This is a genomic window from Pseudomonas sp. ME-P-057, assembly GCF_030208975.1.
In the GTDB taxonomy this organism is placed as follows: domain Bacteria; phylum Pseudomonadota; class Gammaproteobacteria; order Pseudomonadales; family Pseudomonadaceae; genus Aquipseudomonas; species Aquipseudomonas lutea.
Genome location: NZ_JARVSX010000052.1, coordinates 14,552 through 36,464 on the forward strand (window position 1 = coordinate 14,552; position 21,913 = coordinate 36,464).

General features: G+C 62.4%; 18 protein-coding genes. 10 read left to right on the plus strand and 8 right to left on the minus strand.

Annotated features, from left to right (window positions below):
• Positions 1-46: 46 nt before the first annotated feature.
• From QRN48_RS24400 to QRN48_RS24410, 3 genes are read left to right on the plus strand one after another with little or no spacing between them, the layout of a single operon-like run.
• Positions 47-1,450 carry a TolC family outer membrane protein gene (locus tag QRN48_RS24400; protein ID WP_285353941.1) on the plus strand — a complete coding sequence of 468 codons (1,404 nt, stop codon included), beginning with the start codon at positions 47-49 and terminating at the stop codon, positions 1,448-1,450.
• On the plus strand, positions 1,447-3,612 hold the full coding sequence (locus QRN48_RS24405; protein ID WP_285353911.1) for a type I secretion system permease/ATPase: 2,166 nt from the start codon (positions 1,447-1,449) through the stop codon (positions 3,610-3,612). Before QRN48_RS24400 ends, QRN48_RS24405 begins: the two co-directional genes overlap by 4 nt.
• Positions 3,609-4,817 (plus strand): beta-barrel domain-containing protein, encoded by a 1,209-nt coding sequence (locus QRN48_RS24410; protein WP_285353913.1) that lies wholly within the window; start codon positions 3,609-3,611, stop codon positions 4,815-4,817. Before QRN48_RS24405 ends, QRN48_RS24410 begins: the two co-directional genes overlap by 4 nt.
• Here QRN48_RS24410 and QRN48_RS24415 read toward each other — a convergent pair whose 3' ends face one another.
• Positions 4,818-5,414 (minus strand): trypsin-like peptidase domain-containing protein, encoded by a 597-nt coding sequence (locus QRN48_RS24415; RefSeq protein ID WP_191943956.1) that lies wholly within the window; start codon positions 5,412-5,414, stop codon positions 4,818-4,820. It lies immediately after the preceding gene.
• A 394-nt stretch (positions 5,415-5,808) separates the two neighbouring features.
• Here QRN48_RS24415 and proP point away from each other — a divergent pair, with 394 nt between their 5' ends.
• The 3 genes from proP to QRN48_RS24430 all read left to right on the plus strand — a co-directional run bounded on the left by proP (position 5,809) and on the right by QRN48_RS24430 (position 9,191).
• Positions 5,809-7,311: a glycine betaine/L-proline transporter ProP gene (gene proP / locus QRN48_RS24420; protein ID WP_037012863.1), complete on the plus strand. Its 1,503-nt coding sequence runs from the start codon at positions 5,809-5,811 to the stop codon at positions 7,309-7,311.
• Between the two features lie 94 nt (positions 7,312-7,405).
• Positions 7,406-8,080, plus strand: coding sequence for an HAD family hydrolase (locus QRN48_RS24425; RefSeq protein WP_191943955.1), 675 nt, complete (start codon positions 7,406-7,408; stop codon positions 8,078-8,080).
• Positions 8,081-8,171: 91 nt separating this feature from the next.
• Positions 8,172-9,191: a UV damage endonuclease UvsE gene (locus QRN48_RS24430; RefSeq protein ID WP_285353917.1), complete on the plus strand. Its 1,020-nt coding sequence runs from the start codon at positions 8,172-8,174 to the stop codon at positions 9,189-9,191.
• A gap of 95 nt (positions 9,192-9,286) precedes the next feature.
• Here QRN48_RS24430 and QRN48_RS24435 read toward each other — a convergent pair whose 3' ends face one another.
• Both QRN48_RS24435 and QRN48_RS24440 read right to left on the minus strand, forming a co-directional pair.
• The gene (locus QRN48_RS24435) at positions 9,287-10,411 is read right to left on the minus strand and encodes an alkene reductase (protein ID WP_285353919.1); all 1,125 of its coding nucleotides are present in this window, start codon (positions 10,409-10,411) and stop codon (positions 9,287-9,289) included.
• A 1,069-nt stretch (positions 10,412-11,480) separates the two neighbouring features.
• On the minus strand, positions 11,481-13,082 hold the full coding sequence (locus QRN48_RS24440) for a lactate dehydrogenase (protein ID WP_285353921.1): 1,602 nt from the start codon (positions 13,080-13,082) through the stop codon (positions 11,481-11,483).
• A 238-nt stretch (positions 13,083-13,320) separates the two neighbouring features.
• Here QRN48_RS24440 and QRN48_RS24445 point away from each other — a divergent pair, with 238 nt between their 5' ends.
• Positions 13,321-13,569 carry a hypothetical protein gene (locus QRN48_RS24445; RefSeq protein ID WP_037009936.1) on the plus strand — a complete coding sequence of 83 codons (249 nt, stop codon included), beginning with the start codon at positions 13,321-13,323 and terminating at the stop codon, positions 13,567-13,569.
• Between the two features lie 93 nt (positions 13,570-13,662).
• Entirely contained in the window at positions 13,663-14,103 is a 441-nt protein-coding gene (gene tspO / locus QRN48_RS24450) for a tryptophan-rich sensory protein TspO (RefSeq protein WP_037009934.1), read from the plus strand.
• A 6-nt stretch (positions 14,104-14,109) separates the two neighbouring features.
• Here tspO and QRN48_RS24455 read toward each other — a convergent pair whose 3' ends face one another.
• Entirely contained in the window at positions 14,110-15,315 is a 1,206-nt protein-coding gene (locus QRN48_RS24455; RefSeq protein WP_285353925.1) for an MFS transporter, read from the minus strand.
• Between the two features lie 105 nt (positions 15,316-15,420).
• Between QRN48_RS24455 and QRN48_RS24460 the strand changes: the two genes are divergently transcribed.
• The gene (locus QRN48_RS24460; RefSeq protein ID WP_037009931.1) at positions 15,421-15,969 is read left to right on the plus strand and encodes a TetR/AcrR family transcriptional regulator; all 549 of its coding nucleotides are present in this window, start codon (positions 15,421-15,423) and stop codon (positions 15,967-15,969) included.
• 131 nt (positions 15,970-16,100) lie between these two features.
• Positions 16,101-17,390: a leucine-rich repeat-containing protein kinase family protein gene (locus tag QRN48_RS24465; protein ID WP_285353928.1), complete on the plus strand. Its 1,290-nt coding sequence runs from the start codon at positions 16,101-16,103 to the stop codon at positions 17,388-17,390.
• Positions 17,391-17,947: 557 nt separating this feature from the next.
• Here the strand turns inward: QRN48_RS24465 and QRN48_RS24470 are convergent.
• The 4 genes from QRN48_RS24470 to QRN48_RS24485 all read right to left on the minus strand — a co-directional run bounded on the left by QRN48_RS24470 (position 17,948) and on the right by QRN48_RS24485 (position 21,773).
• Complete coding sequence (locus QRN48_RS24470) at positions 17,948-18,652, minus strand: YebC/PmpR family DNA-binding transcriptional regulator (RefSeq protein WP_037009927.1); 705 nt, start codon at positions 18,650-18,652, stop codon at positions 17,948-17,950.
• A gap of 266 nt (positions 18,653-18,918) precedes the next feature.
• A complete protein-coding gene (locus QRN48_RS24475; protein ID WP_285353930.1) occupies positions 18,919-19,692 on the minus strand; it encodes an enoyl-CoA hydratase in 774 nt (257 codons plus the stop codon).
• Positions 19,693-19,777: 85 nt separating this feature from the next.
• The gene (locus QRN48_RS24480; RefSeq protein ID WP_191943947.1) at positions 19,778-20,989 is read right to left on the minus strand and encodes an acetyl-CoA C-acyltransferase; all 1,212 of its coding nucleotides are present in this window, start codon (positions 20,987-20,989) and stop codon (positions 19,778-19,780) included.
• Positions 20,990-21,005: 16 nt separating this feature from the next.
• Positions 21,006-21,773, minus strand: a complete 768-nt coding sequence (locus QRN48_RS24485) for an SDR family NAD(P)-dependent oxidoreductase (protein WP_285353932.1) — start codon at positions 21,771-21,773, stop codon at positions 21,006-21,008.
• Between the last annotated feature and the right edge of the window lie 140 nt (positions 21,774-21,913).

Consider the following 21,913-nt stretch of genomic DNA (forward strand, 5'->3'; position numbering starts at 1 on the left):
GAAGAAATGGCCGGTGGTCGTCTTGACCATCGGCCTGTGTCACCCGATGTATTCCACTGCGTGGGCCGACGATCAGATCGACCCCAGCCTGCGCAGCATCAGCCCGTCGCGGCTACAGGCCAAACCCGACGAGCCGCGCCGCAAGAACAGTCGCAACGCTGGCGGTGACGGGGGTTCAGCCGCGGCGCCAGTGGCCGTCAAGGAGGACAGCCAGACGCTGGGCCTGGAACAGGCAGTCAGGCTCGCCGTTGACTGGCACCCCAGCATCAGCGAAGCGATCGGCACGCTGTATCAGCAAGCCGAGGGCATCAACGTGGCCGAAGCCGGTTATTACCCGCAGATTTCCGGCGGGGTCAAAGGCGGGTATACCAGCGGCTACGGCAGCGATGCCGGCAGTCAGTCGGTGAGCATTTCGCTCAAGCAGATGCTGTATGACTTCGGCAAGGTCTCCAACTCGGTCGAGGCGGCAAGAGCCAAGGCAGCGCGCAGTCAGGCGAGTATCCTGCTGGCGATCGATCAGGTCAGCCGCGACACCGCGTTCGCCTACATCGAGGTCCAGCGTTATCAGCGTTTGGTGGACGTCGCCCGCGAACAGATTCGCGGGGTCGGCGATATCGTCGAACTGGCCAGGCAACGCAGCGACATGGGCGCCAGTACCCGCTCGGATGTGGTGCAGGCGCAATCCCGGGCCGAAGGCGCGATGGCCACGTTGCAGGAGTACAAAGCGCTGTATGCGCGCTGGCAGTCGACCTTGACCAACCTGCTCGGTCGGCAGACACCGCCGCAGGTCAGCGACAGCTCCAGCCTTTCAATGAACAATGCCTGTAACGCGCCGGTGATCACCGACGCCCTTCCCGCCGTGCTGCAAGCAGCGGCCCAGCGCAATCAGGCTCAGGCCGAGCTGGCCCAAGCCAAGTCCGAGGCCTACCCGACACTGTCGTTGCAGCCGTCGATCAACCAATACCTGGACGACCATTACGACGACCAGAACTCGACCATCAATCGCACTCAGGCCGGAATCTTCCTCAATCTGGAAGTGCCGATCTACCAAGGGGGCGCTACCAGTGCTCGCAGCCGTGCCGCCGGCTACGCGCTGACAGCGGCTGATTCGGCCGAAGACGCCGCACGCTTGCAGGCCCGCCAGGGGCTGGGCGAAGCGCAGGCGCAAACGGCTGGCCTGACGCGCAGGCTCAGCTCCCTTGAATTGCGGCAGACCAGCATCACCGAGGCGCGTGAGTTGTATGGCCGGCAGTATCTGGAGCTGGGCACGCGGCCGCTGCTCGACCTGCTTAACGCCGAACAGGAAATTCATCAGTCCCGCTTCGATCTGGCCAACACCCAGGCCGACCTGCGCCGTCTGCAAATCGACTGCCTGTATAACAGCGGTGCCCTGCGCCGTGCGTTCGGCATCGACCACAGCACCATCCAGCACGTGGAGATCCTGCCATGACCGAGACCATCGTCATCCCTCAGGATGCTGCTCCATCGGCAGGCCCCGAGCGCGCCGACTACTCGCCCTGGCTCGAAGCCATTCTCAAGGTGGCGCGGCATTACCGCCTGGACGTTTCACCGGAAAGTATTCGCCTGGTCTCGGTCCGCAGCGAGGGCCGGGTTGAAGAAGTGGTTCGGCACATGGCGCGCCAGGCCGGGTTAAGCGTCAAGTTCGCCCAATACGACCGCAAAAGCCTGTCCCGCTGGCGCACGCCATTGCTGGTGCAGATGCGCGATGGCCAGGTCGGCGTCATCGAAAGCGTTGGCGAACAAGGCGAACTGGGCATCGCCTACAGCGGCGACCAGGGGCTGCAAAGCCGCATCGACCCCGGCGTACTGGCCGAGCAGGCGCTGCGCACGGTGGTGCTGCGGCCGGTTCAGCCACTGAGCGATGTGCGCACCGACGACTACATCAAACCCTACGACGAGCACTGGTTCCGGCGCATCGTGCTGAGCGACTTGCGCCCTTACGGCCAGGTGATGCTGGCGTCGCTGGTCGCCAACCTGCTGGGCATGGCCGGTGTGCTGTTCTCCATGCAGGTCTACGACCGGGTGATCCCGGCCGAGTCGTTGCCGACCCTCTACGTGCTGTTCGGCGGCGTGATGCTGGCGCTGGTATTCGATTTCGTCATGCGCATCATGCGCCTGCGCATCACCGACGTGCTGGGCAAGCGTGCCGACCTGCGCGTGTCAGACCTGGTGTTCGGCCATGCCTTGCGACTGCGCAACTCCGCGCGACCGAAATCCACCGGCTCGTTCATCTCGCAGTTGCGCGAGCTGGAGCAGATACGAGACCTGATCACCTCCAGCACGGCGACGGCACTGGCGGACATGCCGTTCTTCTTCCTGTTCCTGCTGGTGTTTTATCTGATCGGCGGATCGCTGGTGCTGATTCCGCTGATCGCGCTGGTGGCGATGGTGTTGCCCGGTCTCCTTGCTCAACGCAAGCTGGCGCGGCTGGCCAATGCCTCGATGCGCGAAGCGGCGTTGCGCAACGCTATGCTGGTGGAGACGGTGCAGGGCATGGACGATATCAAGGCGCTGCAGGCCGAGCAGCGTTTCCAGCAGCAATGGAATCACTACAACGCCGCTTCGGCCGACAGCAGCCTGAAGCTGCGTTCGTTGACCAACAGCCTGGTCGCCTGGACGCAGAACGTGCAGGGCGCCGTATTTGCCGTGGTCATTGTGTTCGGCGCGCCGATGGTGATCGCCGGCGATTTGACCACCGGCAGCCTGGTGGCGGCGTCGATGCTGGCCTCGCGAATGATGGCGCCGATGGCGCAGCTCACCCACGTGCTGACTCGCTGGCAGCAGGCCAAGGTGGCATTGCAAGGGCTCAATCGCCTGATGCAGATGCCGGTTGATCACCCCGAAGGCAGCCAGCGCGTGCACTTGCCGTCGATCCGTGGCGATTACGTGTTGCGCCAGGCCGGGTTCAAATACAGCGAAGAGGCCTCGCCTGCGCTGAGTGGCATCAACCTGACCATCCGTCCCGGTGAGCGCATCGCCGTGCTGGGTCGCAACGGCGCCGGCAAATCCACGCTGCTGCAGGCGCTGGCCGGCGCCATGGACCTGGCCACCGGCGAGACCAGCCTGGACGGCATCGCCCTCGCCCACATCGACCCGGCCGACCTGCGCCGGGACGTCGGGTTGATGTCGCAACAGGCGCGGCTGTTTCACGGCACGCTGCGCGACAATCTGACCCTCGGCGCAGGTCAGGCCAGCGACCAGGAAATCATCGCCGCGCTGGCAGTCACCGGCGCGCTGGAATTCGTGCGGCAACTGCCCAAGGGCATGGACCATCTGATTCTTGAAGGCGGCCTGGGGTTGTCCGGCGGGCAACGCCAGAGCCTGCTGCTGTCGCGCCTGCTGATTCGCCAGCCACAGATTCTGCTGCTGGACGAACCCACCGCCTCGCTGGATGACATCACCGAGCGGCAATTGCTGGAAAAGCTGTCCACCTGGTGCCAGGGCCGAACGCTGATCGTCGCCACCCACCGGGTGAGCATCCTGCAACTGGTGGAACGCATCATCGTGCTGGACAACGGCCGGGTGGTGATCGACGACCAGCGCGACGCCGCCCTCACCCGGCTCAAGCAACCGCAAGGAGCGAAGGCATGAACGCACTGACAACCGGGCAGACGCCCAGGCTTGCCGATCAGGTGTCCTACCTCGACGGCCAGGACGAACGAAGCATCGCCGGTGGCGTGCGGGTGATCTGGGTCTGCGCGCTGATGCTGGCGTGCTTTCTGGCCTGGGCGGCGTGGTTTCAGGTGGTGGAAGTGTCCACCGGCACCGGCAAAGTGGTGCCCACCTCCAAAGAGCAGCTGATTCAGTCCATGGAGGGCGGGATCATCAAGGAGCTGAACGTCAGCGAAGGCACGCTGGTCGAGCGTGGCCAGGTGCTTGCGCAACTGGATGCGGTCAAGAGTGAATCCAACGTCGGCGAAAGCGAGGCGAAATACCGGGCCGCGCTGGCCAGTGTCAACCGGCTGCAGGCCGAGGTCAGCGAGAAGGCGCTGGTCTTCGATGCGTCGCTGGACAAATACCCCGAGCTGCGACGCGCCGAAACCGACTTGTTCAACGCCCGACGCAAGGGCCTGAGCGAGACGCTCAACGGTATAGAGAGTTCGCTGAAACTGGTGCGCAGCGAACTGGCCATCACCGAGAACCTGGCGAAAATCGGCGCATCGAGTCGGGTCGAAGTCCTGCGCCTGAACCGTCAGCGGTCGGAGCTTGAACTCAAGGCCAGCGAGGCGCGTTCGGAGTACATGGTGCATGCCCGCGAAGACCTCGCCAAAGCCAATGCCGAGGCGCAGATGCTGTCCGCGGTGATTCGCGGCCGTAGTGACTCGCTGTCACGTCTGACCCTGCGATCGCCGGTGCGGGGCGTCGTCAAAGACATTCAAGTCAGCACCATCGGTGGGGTTGTGCCGCCCAACGGCCAGCTGATGCAGATCGTCCCGCTGGATGAGCAACTGCTGATCGAGACGCGCATCTCGCCACGTGACATCGCGTTCATTCATCCCGAGCAGCAGGCCAAAGTGAAAATCACGGCCTATGACTACTCCATCTACGGCAGCCTGGACGGCAAGGTGGTGACCATTTCGCCGGACACGATTCAGGACGAGGTCAAACCGGAGATTTTCTACTACCGCGTATACATCCGCACGGACTCGGACGTGCTGCGCAACAAGGCGGGCAAAACCTTTGCCATCGTCCCCGGGATGATCGCCACCGTGGACATCCGCACGGGCGAGAAGACCGTGCTGGATTACCTCATCAAGCCGCTGAACCGAGCCCGCGAAGCGTTGCGCGAGCGTTGATCAGTTCGTCGCCAGATGGACCGCTGCCGGCGTGGCAGGCTTGAGCTGCGCCGTGTAGCGGGTCCACTCGCGATTGATTTCGTTGTACGGCATGAAAATGCTGACACGTGGCTGGGTGGCCAGGTCCGGGCGCTTGATCTTGGCCAGGTCGCTGGAGGTCAGCAGTGCCACGGTAATCCCCACCACCTTGCCGTCTGCCGCGAAAACCGGACCGCCCGACATACCCTTTGCCACCGGGCCATCATGGGTGCCATACATCACGTTGCCTTCTTTGGCGTCCAGACGAACCATGGCCGGCAGCGCATGGCCGCTGCCTTTCACCGACATGTAAGCAGAATTGAAGCCCACGGAAGTCAGCTCTTCGCCCGGCTGGTACGAGCGCCACATCGGCACGTGATCTGCCTTGTGCTTAAAGAACTGCACATCGCCCTGCCCCTGAAACACTGCGCCCGGGATGTACGGAATGTGCTTGACGGTGACGGCGTAATCTTCGTTCCACTGGATCGCGGTGCCCATCAACAGATAAGGCAACGGTGCGCCGGAGTGGACGACGAACGCTTGGTCAAAAACAGGATCCTGGTTAAAAGCGGTGGGCATTCCATTGCACCCGCTGATCAGCACGCAAGCTGCAACAAGTGACTTAAAGGGGCGCATTTTTTTCACGTGGGGGTGGGTGGATGACGGGAGTGAATATGTCATTGAGCCATCATCAATGCAATAGGCTTACTCTACCGTTTGTCTACTGCTAATGCACTGAGGTTATTGGATCCAACCTTTCCGAAGACATTCGAACGCTGAAAAGGTTCGTTTGCCATTCATTTGCACGGTGTTGCGAAAAAACCAGCCCCTTTGATGAATTATTTGCCGCTTCGCCCGCTCTCATGCAGCACACCCCTCCGACACCACTACAGCATGCAGCGTCCCGCGCCTCCGCGTGCCGGACACCGGCATGGATTTTCTGCACCACGACACTCAAGCTGCCGAGATTGATATGAGATCACGCAAGAAGACCGTCAACCCGATCGGGTTGCAAGACATCACTATCGTCGACGACGCCAAGATGCGGAAGGCCATCACCGCCGCCGCCCTGGGCAACGCAATGGAATGGTTCGACTTCGGCGTCTACGGCTTCGTGGCCTATGCACTGGGCAAGATCTTCTTCCCCGGCGCCGACCCCAGCGTGCAGATGATTGCCGCGCTGGCGACCTTCTCGGTGCCGTTCCTGATCCGCCCCATTGGCGGCGTGTTTTTCGGGGCCATCGGCGACAAGTACGGACGGCAGAAAGTGCTCGCCGCCACCATCGTGATCATGTCGCTGAGCACCTTTGCCATCGGCCTTATCCCCTCTTATGAGTCGATTGGCATCTGGGCGCCGATCCTGCTGCTGCTGGCGAAGATGGCCCAGGGCTTTTCGGTCGGTGGCGAATACACCGGCGCGTCGATCTTCGTCGCCGAATACGCCCCTGACCGCAAGCGCGGGTTTCTCGGCAGCTGGCTCGACTTCGGCTCGATCGCCGGGTTCGTGCTGGGCGCCGGCGTTGTGGTGCTGATTTCTTCGGTGATCGGTGAGGAGAAGTTTCTTGAGTGGGGCTGGCGCCTGCCTTTCTTCCTCGCGCTGCCGCTGGGGATGGTCGGGCTTTATCTGCGTAACGCGCTGGAAGAAACCCCAGCCTTCCAACAGCACGTCGAGAAGCTGGAGCAAGGCGACCGCGAAGGTCTGGCCCATGGCCCTAAAGTGTCGTTCAAGGAAGTGGCCACCAAACACTGGCGCAGCCTGCTGACCTGCATCGGCGTGGTCGCAGCCACCAACGTCACGTACTACATGCTGCTGACGTACATGCCCAGCTACCTCTCGCACAACCTGCATTACAGCGAGGATCGCGGGGTGCTGATCATCGTCGCGATCATGGTCGGCATGCTGTTCGTGCAGCCAATCATTGGTTTCGTGAGCGACAAGATCGGCCGTCGGCCTTTCATCATTGCCGGCAGTATCGCGCTGCTGTTGCTGTCGATTCCGGCCTTCAAGCTGATCAACAGCGGCCAGCTGGGTCTGATCTTTGCCGGCCTGTTGATCATCGCGGTGATCCTCAACTTCTTCATTGGCGTAATGGCTTCAACGCTACCGGCGATGTTCCCCACCCACATTCGTTACAGCGCACTGGCCAGTGCCTTCAACGTCTCGGTGCTGATCGCGGGTATTACGCCAACGGCGGTGGCCTGGCTGGTCGAGACCACCAACGATCTGTATATGCCTGCTTACTACCTGATGGTCGTGGCGGTCATTGGCCTGATCACCGGCCTGACCATGAAAGAAACCGCCAACAAGCCTTTGCGTGGCGCCGCCCCTGCCGCTTCGGACCTCAATGAAGCACGCGAGCTGCTGCAGGAGCATCACGACAACATCGAGCAGAAGATCGAAGACATCGACACACAGATCGCCGAGCTGCAGGCCAAGCGCGAAAACCTCGTTCAACAGCACCCGCGTATCGACTGACCGGTCATACCGAACGGGCCGCCCGGTACTGCCGGGCGAGCCCACTTTCACGTTCATTGTCAGCGGATGACACCTGTACCCACGGAGCATCACCATGCGACCTAAAACCTCTTTCCTGTTTGACCTGGACGGCACTTTGACCGACAGCGTCTACCAGAACGTCACCGCCTGGAAAGAAGCCCTCGATTCGGAAAACATTCCCCTGGCCATGTGGCGAATCCATCGCAAGATCGGCATGAGCGGCGGGCTGATGCTGACGATGCTGTCCCGCGAAACGGGCATGAAGATCAGCGAAGCCCAGGCCAAACGCCTGAGCGAAAAACACGCCGAGGCCTACGAGCGAACCCAGGGCCAGATCATTGCACTGCCAGGCGCCGTTGAACTTCTGCAGACCCTGACCAAAGAAGGCTTTGAGTGGTGCATCGCCACCAGCGGCGAGATGGACACGGCGAAGATCAACCTCAAAGCGCTGGACCTCAAGCCCGATCAGATCAATCTGGTGACCCGCACCGACGTCACCCATGGCAAGCCTGACCCGGACCTGTTCCTGACCGCAGCTGAAAAAATCGGCGCGAAGATCGAAGACTGTCTGGTCATTGGTGACGCCATCTGGGACATGCTGGCGGCGCGCCGTTGCAAGGCGACGGGCATCGGCCTGCTGTCCGGCGGCTACGACACCAGCGAACTGGAACGTGCCGGCGCGCTGCGCGTCTATGAAGACCCGCTGGCGCTACTGGAACATCTGGACGAGGTCGCCACACGCAGCTGACGGCCCGGTCTGGTGAAATACGGCGAGCCTGGCTCGCCGTGTTTGTTTGGGGTTCAGTACCGTTGAGCCTGCTTTGAGATGAGGAAACGCCATGTCTACCGCACGCATCGGCTTTGCATGCCAGTACCGCCACCCGCAGCGCAGCCTGGCGCTGAGCGAGCTGAAAGTGATCGAGTCGGCGCTCAACCCGCGTACCACCACCCTGCGCTGGATGGACAGCGTGGCCGTAGAAGTCGCTCGGGCGCGGCTGCTCGAGGTGGTCTCACACAACCTGAAGGCCCAACTGGCCCTGCTCGCCTACGTGGCAACTTTGCCGCCGGCGTTGCGCATGTTGCGTCTGAGCAGTGACCTCTTGCCATTTTACAGCCACCCGAAAGTCAGCGCGTTTTACCGGCAACCCGAGGTTCAGGACGTCCTGATTGGCGGGTTTGCGGCCATCGGCAACGCCGCGCGCGATGCGGGGATTCGCCTGTCGATGCACCCGGGCCAGTTCTGCGTACTGGGGTCCGATCGCCCCGAGGTGGTGGAGAACAGCATTGCCGAGTTCGAGTACCACGCCGACATGATCCGCATGATGGGGTACGGGCGGCAGTTTCAGGATTTCAAATGCAACGTGCACATCGCCGGGCGCCTGGGTGCCGACGGCATTCGGGCGATATGGCCACGGCTGTCGCAAGAGGCGCGCAACACCATCACGTTCGAAAACGAAGAGAAAACCTACGGGGTGGACGATTACCTCGGGCTGGCGGACCTGGCCCCGGTGGTGCTGGATGTGCATCACTGCTGGATCAACGAGAACGACTACATCGCGCCGGACTCGGAGCGTGTCCAGCGGATTGTCGAGAGCTGGCGCGGCGTGCGCCCGGCGATGCATTACTCGCAGCCCCAGGAGCGTTTGCAGGAGCTGGGTTTTGCTGCCGATGCGAAGCTGGAAATGGATGCGCTGCTGCAGGTCATCCCGAAACGCGAGCTGTACGCCCACAGTGCGCAGATGTGGAACCGCTGGACCAACCTGTACGTCACCGAGTTTCTGGACCGCTTCGACGTGATGTTCGAGGCCAAGGACAAGAATCTGGCAACGGCGGCGTTTTACGAGACGTACATGCGCTGAGCCGTCGGACCGGGGTTCGGCCCCATTCCGCGTTCAGCGCATCAGCGTGTCGATGAACCGGGCAGCGCCGGGGAGGCGCTGCCGCTGAGGCTCATTTATTCGGTGTAGGTCGGGTAGTCCGTGTAGCCCACTTCCGTCCCGCCGTACAAGGTCGCGGGGTTGACCGGGTTCAGCGTCCAACCGTTGGCGATGCGCGCTGGCAAGTCCGGGTTGGCGATGAAAGGACGGCCAAACGCGATCAGGTCGGCAAGGCCGGCATCAATCAGGCGATTGCCACGCTCTGCCGTGTATCGGCCAGCGTAGATGATGCGCCCGCTGAAGCCCTCGCGAACGGCCCTGCGGAAGGTCTCCGGCAGCTCGGGGGCGTTGTCCCAGTCGGCTTCGGCGATGGAGACGTAGGCCACGTCAGCGTTCTCGAGGACCTTGATGGCTTCCAGGTAGGTGTGATGGGGATCGCTTTCCACCAGGCCGATGTAAACCCGCTCTTCATCCGTGCTGGCAAACAGTGGCGCAAAACGCACCCCCAGGCGATCGCCGCCGACGGCGTCAGCCACAGCCGTGACGATCTCGCGCAGGAAACGCAGGCGGTTTTCCAGCGAGCCGCCGTATTGGTCTTCACGGTGGTTGGAGTGCTCGGAAATGAACTGGTTGACCAGATAACCGTTCGCCGCGTGAATCTCCACGCCGTCGAAGCCCGCTTCGATCGCATTTTTGGCGGCCTGGGCGTACAGCTCCACCAGCTCGCGGATTTCCTCGACGCTCAGCGCGCGCGGTACCGGCGGCACGACCAGCTGCCCTGCACCTGGCGCGGTTTCAATGAATGCCTTGGCATTGGCCGCAGCGATGGCGGACGGCGCAACCGGGGCCTCGCCATCGGGCTGCAAGGCATGGTGCGAAACGCGGCCCACGTGCCACAGCTGGGCGAAGATCACGCCCTCTTCGGCATGCACCGCGTCGGTGATCTTGCGCCAGCCTTCGACCTGCTCGGGCGTGTAGATACCCGGGGTCCAGGCGTAACCCTGCCCGCGCGGCTCGATCTGCGTGCCTTCGGTGATCATGAAACCGGCCGATGCGCGCTGCTGGTAATAGGTGGCCATGAGGTCCGACGGAATATTGCCCGGCTGCAGGCTCCGTTGACGCGTCAACGGCGGGAAGGCGATACGGTTTTTAAGCACGTGTCGGCCGAGGGTGACATGGGTGAGCAAAGGCTGCTTGGGCATGGGTTGAACTCCAGAAAAGTCAGAAAGTTTTTCGCGCACTGGATCAGCGGCGGCAAAGGGGTCTACCGAGATCTTGTGAATCCGGACGCCGCTTTGATCGGCGGTCCGGTGAAGACGTCAGGTCATCTACATGACTGAGTAGACCAGTCATCTAGTGGATTGACGCGAGTGTAGAGGCCATGCTTAAGCCCGGCAATGTCAGATCTGCAATGATTCCGGACATCGGCCAATTGCGCACATCCGGCAGCGAAGACATCCCCGCCGGCGCCTTCCCGCCTGAAGCCGGTCCCACTATGAATCGCATGTAGTGAGGGAGATGGCAAATGGCACGCGGCTCTGTAGGACTGGCTTTAGCCGGGAAGACTGATTGCGTCACGCCGCAGCAGCAAAGGTGTACCCACCAACGCCTTCCCGGCTGAAGCCGGTCCTACACTTGGGGTTGCATGCAGTCAGTGAAATGGCAGGCTGCACGCGGTCTTGTAGGACTGGCTTTCGCCGGGAAGACTGATCGCGTCACGCCGCAGCAGCGAAGGTGTACCCACCGACGCCTTCCCGGCTGAAGCCGGTCCCACAATTGGAGTTGCATGCAGTCAGTGAAATGGCAGGCTTCACGCGGCCCTGTGGGACCGGCTTTAGCCGGGAAGACTGATCGCGCCACGCCGCAGCAGCAAAGGTGTACCTCCCGACGCCTTCCCGGCTGAAGCCGGTCCTACTATTAGAATTGCAGGCAGTCAGCGAAATGGCAGGCTCCATGCGGCCGTGCAGGACTGGCTTGGCCATGAGGGTCGCACGCGGCCCTGTGGGACTGGCTTTAGCCGGGAAGACCGATCGCGCCACGCCGCAGCAGCAAAGGTGTACCCACCGACGCCTTCCCGGCTGAGGTCGGTCCACACTTGGAGTTGCATGTGGTTAGGGAAATGGCAGACTGCACGCGGTCTTGTAGGACTGGCTTTAGCCGGGAAGACTGATTGCGCCGCGCCGCAGCAGCGCAGGTGTACCTCCCGACGCCTTCCCGGCTGAAGCCGGTCCTACACTTGGTAGTCAGGGAGATTGCAGGTGGCACGCGGTCCTACATAAGGTTCGAGGGCTCGCTCTGCAGCAACACCTTCGCATGGAGGCTGGCCAGAGTGGCGTCCAACGTGGAGACGCCTCGACCCTGCCTGGCTTCCTTGTCCTGCTGCAACGCTTGCTGCAGCACGCTGAGGAAGCTTTGGGATTTAGAACGCCAAACCGGTGTATGCGTGTCTGACTCAAGGCGACCCATCACGTATTTGGAGATCCGCGTCGACTGGCTCGCAGACTGGCTCAACGTCGCATCCACCAGTGCGCCCTTTTCATAGCCGATGCTGGTTTTGCTGCTGGCCTGATCGCTGATCTGGTAGTACAGATAATTCTGCGTCGCAGGGTCGGTGGTCAGTTCCAGCTTGCGCGCACCTGGCAACGCCTTGTGATAGCTGGCAACCAGCGACGACTGCTGGTCCTGCACGATCGTCCGGTTGAGCTGATCGCGGCCTTTGGATTGCGTGGTCTGCGACAAGGTATACGCGAAGGTGTCCAGCTCGCCCGGGCGACCCGGGTTGCCCTCCACGCTCTTCTCGCTGACCGATGCAGTGAAGTCCCCGAGGCCCGTCAACAGGCCGTGATCCGTGTCGGTCAGTTCGATCGAACTCACGGTCTGGGCGGCGGCGGAGACCCGGGTATCCGGGTAATGGCTGTGCAGCGTCTTGAAAGCGTCCTCGAACATCGACAGCAACTTCGCGTCACCGTCACCGCGTTTGCGGGCCGACTCGATCTGACTGACGTAACCGGCAAGCGCCTTATCCTGCTGAGCGCTGTCACCGCGGACGGCTGCGTTCTTCAGGTCCACCGACAGATCCAGATTGCCCAGCGCGCCGCTCATGCTGACCGAGCGCCGGTCGGCATCGGCGTGCAGCGCAAGGGTCTGGGCGCTGCCGTCCTCAAGTTTGAGCGAGGTTTTCAGGTCCACCGACGCAAAAGCCTTCGCGTCGAACTGAGTCAGCGCATCCAGCTTGAGCGTCGGCGGCTTGGAGGTGAGCCCGTCAATGGCTGACTGGAAGCCGTCAGCCATGGCACCCAGTGCGCTCATTTCCTCGTCCGTGAGTGCGCCACCGCTGACCTGCGCCTGCACCGCCAGGCCATCGTCCTGGCTGGAAAGGCTCAATTCGATGGTTTTGCCGCTCGCGGTTTGCAGCGTCAGGCTGATGCTGTTGGCCGGATTGCTGTGCAACCGGTTCTGCGCGGCTTCCAGTTCCGAGGGTTCCAGCGCTTTGCCGGTAGACGAACGCAGCACGGATTGGGAGATATTCTGGCCGGTCTGGGCGAGTTGGCTGAGCAAGGTCGCGCCCAGGCCCTGGAAACGGCCCGCAGTCGCCGAGGTGCCGAAATTGCCCGTCATGACGACCGACACTTTATCCTGCCGCGAGTACTCCCACGCCGGCGGCACGATGGCATCGGGCATCAATCCGCGAACGTTGTAGGTCAGCGCGTCGCTGACGGCGGTGTCCTGACCGAGCATGACCACCGTCGACGGCGAGCTGACCGATTGACCGGGTACGGCGGTGTCATTCACCGCCACGCTGGCGACCGGCCTGGTGACCGGCTGGGTCATCAACGCCAATGGCGCCGGGCTAACAGAAGAAATCGCTGACATGTCACGTCCCTGTTCGAGTGAGTGCGGGCTTCCTGAACAGGGTGTCGGCGCGTTCGTTTGTAACTTGAGCGATACCTACCCGACATCGGCGGCGGCATTCACTCCCTCCCGGCCGTTCACTATTTTGTTTCCTCGGGTGGGATCTGCGCCGTAACTCGGCCACAATACGCGCCTATCCCAGGCTCCAGGGCTCACCGCCTTTCGGTTCGCCGCCCCACCCGATACCCAGGACTGTGCAATGCCCCAAGAGCGAATTGCTGCACTAAGGCTCCCGAAACCCATTCAGGGGCCGATCGACGATCTGGTACGCGCGCTGAACGCCGCCACCACCAAAGAAGACCTCGAACGCGAGGGCGCCATGGAGATCAGCTTTATCCTCGGCCTGGAAACGACCAAGCGCCTGCGCCCGGCCGATGTGGAAGCGCTTTACATGATCTTCGACGACGCGGTGCAAGACCGCCTTCGTCAACTGGCCGAGCAGAACTAATCCACGTTCGCGCGGACCTTTCCCGCGCAGACGCATCCAATGCTGAGACGGCCGAGCGGTCGGCAACCCAACGGTTTCAGCAAAGGACCCCACATGACTTTTTACATCTTCCTCATCGCCTGCTGCGCTGCCGGCAGCACCGGCATCCTCTTCCAGCCCGGCAGTTGGTACGACGGGCTGCAAAAGCCCCGCTTCACCCCGCCCAACTGGTTGTTTCCGGTGGCCTGGACGACCATTTATCTGTTACTGGCGTGGGCCGGTTATCGCCTGACCCTCATCCCCGGCAGCCAGACAGTGCTGGCCTTATGGGCCGCGCAGATTGCGCTGAACACCTTGTGGACGCCGGTATTCTTCGGCGCCCACCGGATCTTCGCCGGGATGGTCATCATCGTAGCGCTCTGGCTGGTGGTGGCGGCCATGGTGGTGATGGCGATTCAGCTGGACCTCATCACCGGGCTGATTCTGTTCCCTTATCTGGTGTGGCTGACCGTTGCCGCCGCCCTGAACTTCTCGATCCTGCGTCACAACCGCTAACCCCACTCACGCCGCTCGGGTGCGGCCGGCCTGTTGGACCAGCAGGCCGGCCAGTGCCGACAAGGCCAGCAGGACCACCATCCCACCGTAGACGTTGGTGGTGGTCACCAGCCCCGCCGCTTTAATCGAAACCCCCGCAATCAATGCCGGCACGCAAAAGGCCAGGTAACTCAGGGCCAGAAAAGCCGCCATCAATGCGCCCCGCTCGTGGGCGTGCGCCAGCGGCAGCAGCAGGCGCAAGGCGCCAAGAAAGCTGGCGCCGAAGCCGACCCCGGCGACCACCGCCCCCGTGAAAAACAACCACAGCCAGCCAAGATTGACGGCCGCCAGGATCACCGACACCCCGATTGCCAGAAAACTGCAGCCAACCAGCAAAGCCAGCCGGGGCGCCCGCAGCCTCAGGCTATGGATGGACAAGGCGCCACTGATGGTCAGCGCCGCCACCGCGAATCCGCCATTGAGTACCGACGTCGAGCCCGTGGCTGCCGCCAGCAAAGAAGGCGCCAGTGACAGGAAAAACCCGCCCAGCGCCCAGGCGGCGATGTCCGCCGGCAGCACCAACAACAGCATCGACCGCGCCTGGGCCGGCACCGCCAGCCTGGGTCTCAACGTTTTTAGAACGCCGGGCTGCGGTGTCACCGTCTCGGCCACACGCAGCAGGTAAAGCGCCTGCCCCACGAACGCCGTCAGCAGCAGCCCGTAAGCCAGGGCCATGGGCAGTGGTGCATACGCCACCAGCGCGCTGGTGCCCAGAGCGCCCAACGCCATTCCGAACATGGGTGTGATGCTGTTGAGCAGCGGGCCTTGCCGGGCGTCGCTGTCCAGCATCGCCGCGCCCAGCGCACTGGACGCGATCCCCGTCGCCACGCCTTGCAGCACCCGGGCGAGGATCAACCCGCTGACATCGGTGGCAGTGATGAACACCAGCATCGAGACGATTTCCAGCAGCAGCCCAAGGAAGATGACCGGTCGCCGGCCGAGGTAATCCGACAGCGAGCCGAACACCAGCAACGTGGCCAGCAGGCTCAACGCATAAACCGCAAAAATGATCGTCAGCAGCGCCGACGAAAACTCCCAGGCCTGCTGATAGAGGTGGTAAAGCGGAGTGGGCGCACTGGAGGCCGCGAAGAAACACAGCAGCACGAACGCCAGGAATCCAAGGTGACTGCGCCTCCGGCCATCGACATGCGGGTACTGCAAAGAATCAGACACGGGTACACTCTCCCAAAAAAGCACGCCACAAAAGCTATTAATTAGCGTTTGGAGTGTGCGAGCAGCTTCCGCTTAAAGCAAATACTTTGTGTTAAGGTCCGCACCATGGCTATCAAAGAAGGCATTCGCACCGGCGGCCGCAGTGCGCGGGTGCAGACATCGATTCACGCAGCCGTGCGCGACTTGCTCCAGGAGCAAGAGCGTTCTGCCCTCAGCGTGCCCATGATTGCGGCCCGTGCCGGCGTCACGCCGTCGACCATATACCGGCGCTGGGGTGACCTGACCTCGCTGTTGGCCGACGCCGCTGTTGAACGCCTGCGCCCGGACGAACCCGTCGATTGCGGCAACCTGCGCGATGACCTGCGCACGTGGGTCGAGGTCTATCTTGAAGAAACCAATTCCGCCCCAGGCCGGGAAATGATGCGCGACGTGGTTGCGAGCAGTGCCACGCTGTGCTCGGGCAAATGCCTGAACATAGTGCGCGACCAGCTGCAGATCATCATCGACCGCGCCCGGGAACGCGGCGAACACAGCCCTTCGGCCGATGATCTGGTCGACGCCGTGGTGGCACCGATGGTTTACCGCATTCTGTATGCCGAATCGGCGCCGAGCCTTGAACGCGTGCATCAATTGCTGGACCGCTGCCTGAGCTGATCGCCCGAACGGCACAACTCCGCGCAGGGTCCCGCGCATGGTTGCGCTGCGGTACCGGCCTCACCGGCCGAGCGCGCAGGACGATGAGCCGCTATCATGCCGGCTCATCGATCATAGGTGCCCTTCCCCCCATGCATACCCTTGCAGACCTGCGTTCCGGCAAACTGGCCGGCGTCACGCGGCTAACCCTCAAAGACGGCCTCAGCACATTCCCCGAGGAAATCTTCAGCTTGGCCGATTCGCTGGAGGTGCTTGATCTGAGTGGCAACCAGCTCACTGAATTGCCGGCTGATCTGCATCGCCTCAAGCACCTGAAAGTCCTGTTTTGCTCCAACAGTCCTTTCACCCGCTTGCCCGAATGCCTGGGCCAGTGCGAGGCATTGTTTTTCGTCGGTTTCAAGGCCTGCCAGATCGTCGAAGTGCCCGCCAGCGCCCTGCCGCCGAACGTGCGCTCGCTGGTGCTGACGGACAACCGCATCGAAACGCTGCCCGACGCTATCGGAGGGTGCGCGCAGCTGCAAAAACTGATGCTTGCCGGCAATCGGCTGAGACAATTGCCTGAATCGCTGGCCGGCTGCCAGCGCCTCGAATTGCTGCGCATCGCGGTCAATCAACTGCATGAGCTGCCGCGCTGGCTGCTGGAGATGCCTGCGCTGGCCTGGCTGGCCTTCGCCGGCAACCCGCTGAACGACATTCATACCGAGGCGCCGGTCCGGCAGATTCCTTGGCAGCAGCTCACGCTGGGACAGGTGTTGGGAGAAGGCGCTTCGGGGGTGATTCAACAGGCAGTGTGGCGCGCAGACGACGTCACCCCGGCAGTCGACGTGGCGGTGAAGCTGTACAAGGGCGACGTCACCAGCGACGGTTCGCCGTTGAACGAGATGCAGGCGTGTATCGCAGCGGGTCGGCATGCGCATTTGATCCCGGTGCTCGGGCAGATCGAAGACCATCCGCAGGCCGTACGGGGTCTGGTCCTGGAACTGATTGCGCCCTCCTTCATGACCCTCGCCCGCCCGCCGACCCTGGAATCCTGCACCCGAGACACTTATGGTGGCACGCAGCTCAGCCTGTCGAGCGTAACGCGAATGGCTGCCGGAATCGCCGCCGCCTGCGGGCACTTGCACGCCCGCGGCATCAACCACGGTGACCTGTACGCGCACAATATTCTGTGGAATGAACACGCCGACACGTTGCTCGGCGACTTTGGCGCAGCCGCGTTTTATCCCGACGTTGAAACCGGCCTCAGGCTGGAACGCATCGAGGTCAGGGCATTCGGGATACTGTTGAGGGAATTGCTGGACTGTTGCGAGGCGAGCGACCCGCACACTGCGCAGCTGCAGGAGCTGGCACAGCGCTGCGTGCAGGCGGACGTGATGCAGCGGCCCGGATTTGCGGAGATCGAGCGGCAGCTTGATGCCTGAATATTTGGGGTTTGAAGCGGGTTGCAGCGTGCAGAGGTCGTTAGACCTTGCCTCGGATTAAACGTAGGGGCCGGCAAACACTGCTGCAGCCAGGCACACCACCGTCAATCGGCTGAGAACCCATTCTGTAGGAGCCGGCTTGCTGGCGAACCGGTCGTGTCAGTCGACATCTATATCGCTGGTTGACCGGGTTCGCCAGCAAGCCGGCTCCTACAGGTTTTTGCGCTGCGTTCGGGATCTGTGCCAGCCTGAAAATCAGGCTGAAGCAGCCAGGCACATCACCGTCAGGCGGATGAGATCCCTTCCTGTAGAAGCCAGGCACACCACCGTTATTCGATGAAACCCCATTTCTGTAGGAGCCGGCTTGCTGGCGAACCCGTCGTGTCAGTCGACATCTTTATGGCAGATACACCGGGTTCGCCAGCAAGCCGGCTCCTACAGGTTCTGCGCTGCGTTCAGGATCTGTGCAGACGGCGCGTTATGCCGAGGTCCTTGAGGCATCAGGTTCAACGGCTGATAGCCAGCACCGGCAGGACCGATCCCCACCCACCGCAGCGTTAACCGGCGAGCCCCACGTAGACGTTCTGCACGTCATCGTGGCTGTCGATGGCTTCAAGGAATGCTTCAACCTCGGCCATTTGCTCCTCACTCAGACCCTCGACCGGATTCTTCGGGCGGTAGCCGATTTTCGCGGACTCAACGGTGAAGCCGAAGTCAGGCAGCGCCTTGCACACCGCGTCAAGGTCAGTGGTATCGGTATAGAACGTCGCGACGCCCTCTTCGCCTTGTTCAACGTCCTGCGCGCCGGCCTCGATGGCGGCTTCTTCGGCATCGGCATCGGCGGACGTAGCCGCCGCGTCGATCATGCCCAGGTGATCGAAGTCCCAGGTGATCGAGCCCTCGGCGCCCAGCTGGCCCTTGCGGAACAGCACGCGAATCTCGGACACGGTCCGGTTGATGTTGTCGGTCAGGCATTCGACGATGACCGGCACCTTGTGCGGCGCAAAGCCTTCGTAGGTGAGCTTCTCGAAGTGCACGTGCTCGCCCAGCAGCCCGGCGCCTTTCTTGATGGCGCGCTCAAGGGTTTCGCGCGGCATGGAGGCCTTTTTGGCCTGCTCGACCACCAGACGCAGGCGGGCATTCATGTCGGGATCAGCCCCTGAACGCGCGGCAATCATGATCTCTTTGGACAGCTTGCCGAAAATCCGCCCTTTGGCGTTGGCAGCCGCTTCTTTGTGTTTGACCTTCCACTGTGCGCCCATGATTGCTCTCTTGTTCCGATGGCGATAAACCGCTCGCAGCCCGCGCACTTCGCACGCCAGGCCAGTAGCGGTAAACGCTGAAAATGGGTAATCGATGATGACTTGCCGGGGTGCAACCGCGGCGACCGGCGCATTTTATACACGCCGGCGCCAGAACACACCCCTGCCAAGCGCTGGCCTGCCACTGCCTGACTCAGAGACCTGCCCCCGGTGCCTAACATCACCGCACATAAGCAGACATTCAGGGGAAAAAGCGTGCGACTAAATCAACGGTGCTTGAACGCCGGTTCGCGCTTTTCAATGAACGCCGCCATGCCTTCCTTCTGGTCTTCACTGGCAAACGCGGCATGAAACACCCGGCGCTCGAAACGAATGCCCTCGGCCAGACTGACTTCAAAGGCGCGGTTGACGCTTTCCTTGACCATCATCGCTACCGGCAAGGATTTCGCGGCGATCACCGCCGCGACTTTCAGTGCTTCATCAAGCAATTGCTCCTGAGGCACTATCCGCGCCACCAAGCCGGCGCTTTCCGCCTCCACGGCGTCGATCATGCGCCCCGTCAGGCACATTTCCATGGCCTTGGCCTTGCCGACCGCGCGGGTCAGCCGCTGCGTACCGCCCATTCCCGGCAACACGCCCAGCTTGATTTCCGGCTGGCCGAATCGTGCGTTGTCTGCCGCCAGGATGAAGTCGCACATCAACGCCAGTTCGCAGCCCCCACCCAGGGCAAAGCCGGACACGGCGGCGATGATGGGTTTGCGGCGATTAGCCACCCGGTCGCTGTCGCTGAACAAATCGTCCAGGTAGATCTGCGGGTACTTGAGCTCGGCCATCTCTTTGATGTCCGCGCCGGCAGCGAACGCTTTGGCCGAGCCGGTGAGCACGATGCAGCCAATCCCGTGGTCACGCTCCAACTCGTCGAGGGCGTGGTTGAGCTCGCTGATCAGCTGCGCATTGAGGGCGTTTAGCGCCTCAGGACGATTGAGGGTCAGCAGCGCGACACGACCTTTGATCTCTTTGAGGATTGTCGAGTAACTCATTGATTTTTGTCCTAATTATTCAAGTAGAAAACTTGGCCGGCAACGCGACTATCTAGATTGATTACGACCTGTAACCCGTTGATTTTTAGTCAACAAGTTCAACCGCCATCGCAGTCGCCTCTCCACCGCCGATGCAGATCGCTGCCACACCGCGCCGCAGCCCGCGTTGCTTCAGGGCCGACAGCAGCGTCACCAGAATTCGCGCACCCGATGCACCGATGGGATGCCCCAGGGCACAAGCTCCGCCGTGCACGTTTACCTTCTCGTGTGGCAGCTGCAGACGGCTCATCGTCACCAGCGCTACCACTGCGAATGCCTCGTTGATCTCGAACAGGTCGACTTCGCTCAACGACCACCCGGTTTTGCTCATCAGCTTGTCAATTGCCCCCACCGGAGCCGTCGGAAACAGGCCGGGCTCGTTGGCGTAAGCGGCGTGGCCGTGAATGACCGCCAGGGGAGCAAGGCCACGTCGGCGGGCTTCGGATTGGCGCATCAGGGTCAACGCCGCCGCGCCATCGGAGATCGAGCTTGAGTTGGCCGCCGTCACTGTGCCGCCTTCACGGAACGCAGGTTTGAGCTGAGGGATCTTGTCCAGCCGGGCCTTGGGCGGTTGTTCATCCTGGCGGATGGTTTTGCGCTCCTTGCCCACGGTAACTTCAACCGGGACGATTTCAGCATCGAACCAGCCCCGCGTCATGGCTTCCTGCGCACGGGTCAGAGACGCGACGGCAAAGGCGTCCTGCGCCTCCCGGCTGCAATTCTCAAGGCCTGCGCACTCCTCGGCAAAGGTGCCCATCAGGCGACCGCGGTCGTAGGCGTCTTCGAGGCCATCGAGAAACATGTGATCGATGATTTTACCGTGACCCATGCGATAGCCGCTGCGGGCTTTTTCCAACAGATACGGCGCGTTGGTCATGCTTTCCATGCCACCGGCGATCACCACCTCGGCGCTGCCTGCCAGGAGCATGTCGTGGCCAAGAATGGCCGCCTGCATGCCCGATCCGCACATCTTGTTCAACGTCGTGCATGGGGTCGCGTCGCCCAGACCGGCGCCCAATGCGGCCTGGCGCGCCGGCGCCTGGCCGAGACCGGCCGGCAGCACACAGCCGAACAGCACCTCGTCGACGTCGGCGGGCTCGATACCCGCTCTGGTCACGGCGGCGCGGATGGCTGCGGCGCCCAGCTCCGGGGCGGTCAGGCTTTTCAGATCACCCTGAAAAGCCCCCATGGGCGTGCGCGCGGCACTGACGATCACCACGGGGTCGTCATTCGGAATCTGGCGTTTGTTCAGTGACATGATGAAGCCTCCTCGATTAGCGCGCAGCCATGCGCAGGGCACCGTCGAGGCGGATGACCTCGCCGTTGAGCATGCTGTTGTCGATGATGTGGCGCACCAGCGCTGCGTATTCTTCCGGCTTGCCGAGCCGCGGCGGAAATGGCACCCCGGCGGACAGGTTCTCGCGAACCTGCGGGGTCATGCCGGCCATCATCGGGGTTTCGAAGATCCCCGGGGCGATGGTCATGACGCGAATGCCGTAGCGCGCCAGTTCACGGGCGGCCGGCAGCGTCAGGCTGACAATGGCGCCTTTGGACGCTGCATAGGCGGCCTGGCCGATCTGGCCGTCGTACGCTGCAACCGAAGCGGTGTTGATGATGACGCCGCGCTCGCCGCCCGCATCAGGCGCGCTTTCGGCAATCGCAACCGCAGCGAGGCGCAACAGATTGAAGCTGCCGATGAGGTTGACGTTGATGACGCGGCTGAAACTGTCCAGAGCATGAGGGCCTTCTTTGCCCAGGATCTTTTCGGCGCCGACGATGCCTGCGCAATTGACGACGCCGTTGATCTGGCCAAACGCAGCCAGCGCATCGTCCAGCGCCGCTTGCACCGCGCTTTCCTGGGTGATGTCGCACACAGTGCCGCGGGCATTGGCGCCTAGCGTCTGCACCTGGGCGGCGAGCGCCTGGGCGTTGACGTCGACCAGCATCACCCTGGCCCCTGCGTCGATGAGCATCTGTGCGGTGGCCGCACCCAGCCCGGACGCGCCGCCACTGACCAGAAACACCTTGCCTTCGATCTGCATGATTGTGTCGTCCTTAGACTTTTATTGTTGGAGTGACGAAATACTCCGCTCTGGCGCGCCGATGGGCAATAGTCAAAGCGCGCAGAACGCCTGACGGTTTTGGCCAGTGCGGGGGCTCGTTACCGGGCCCGCGGCCGCAA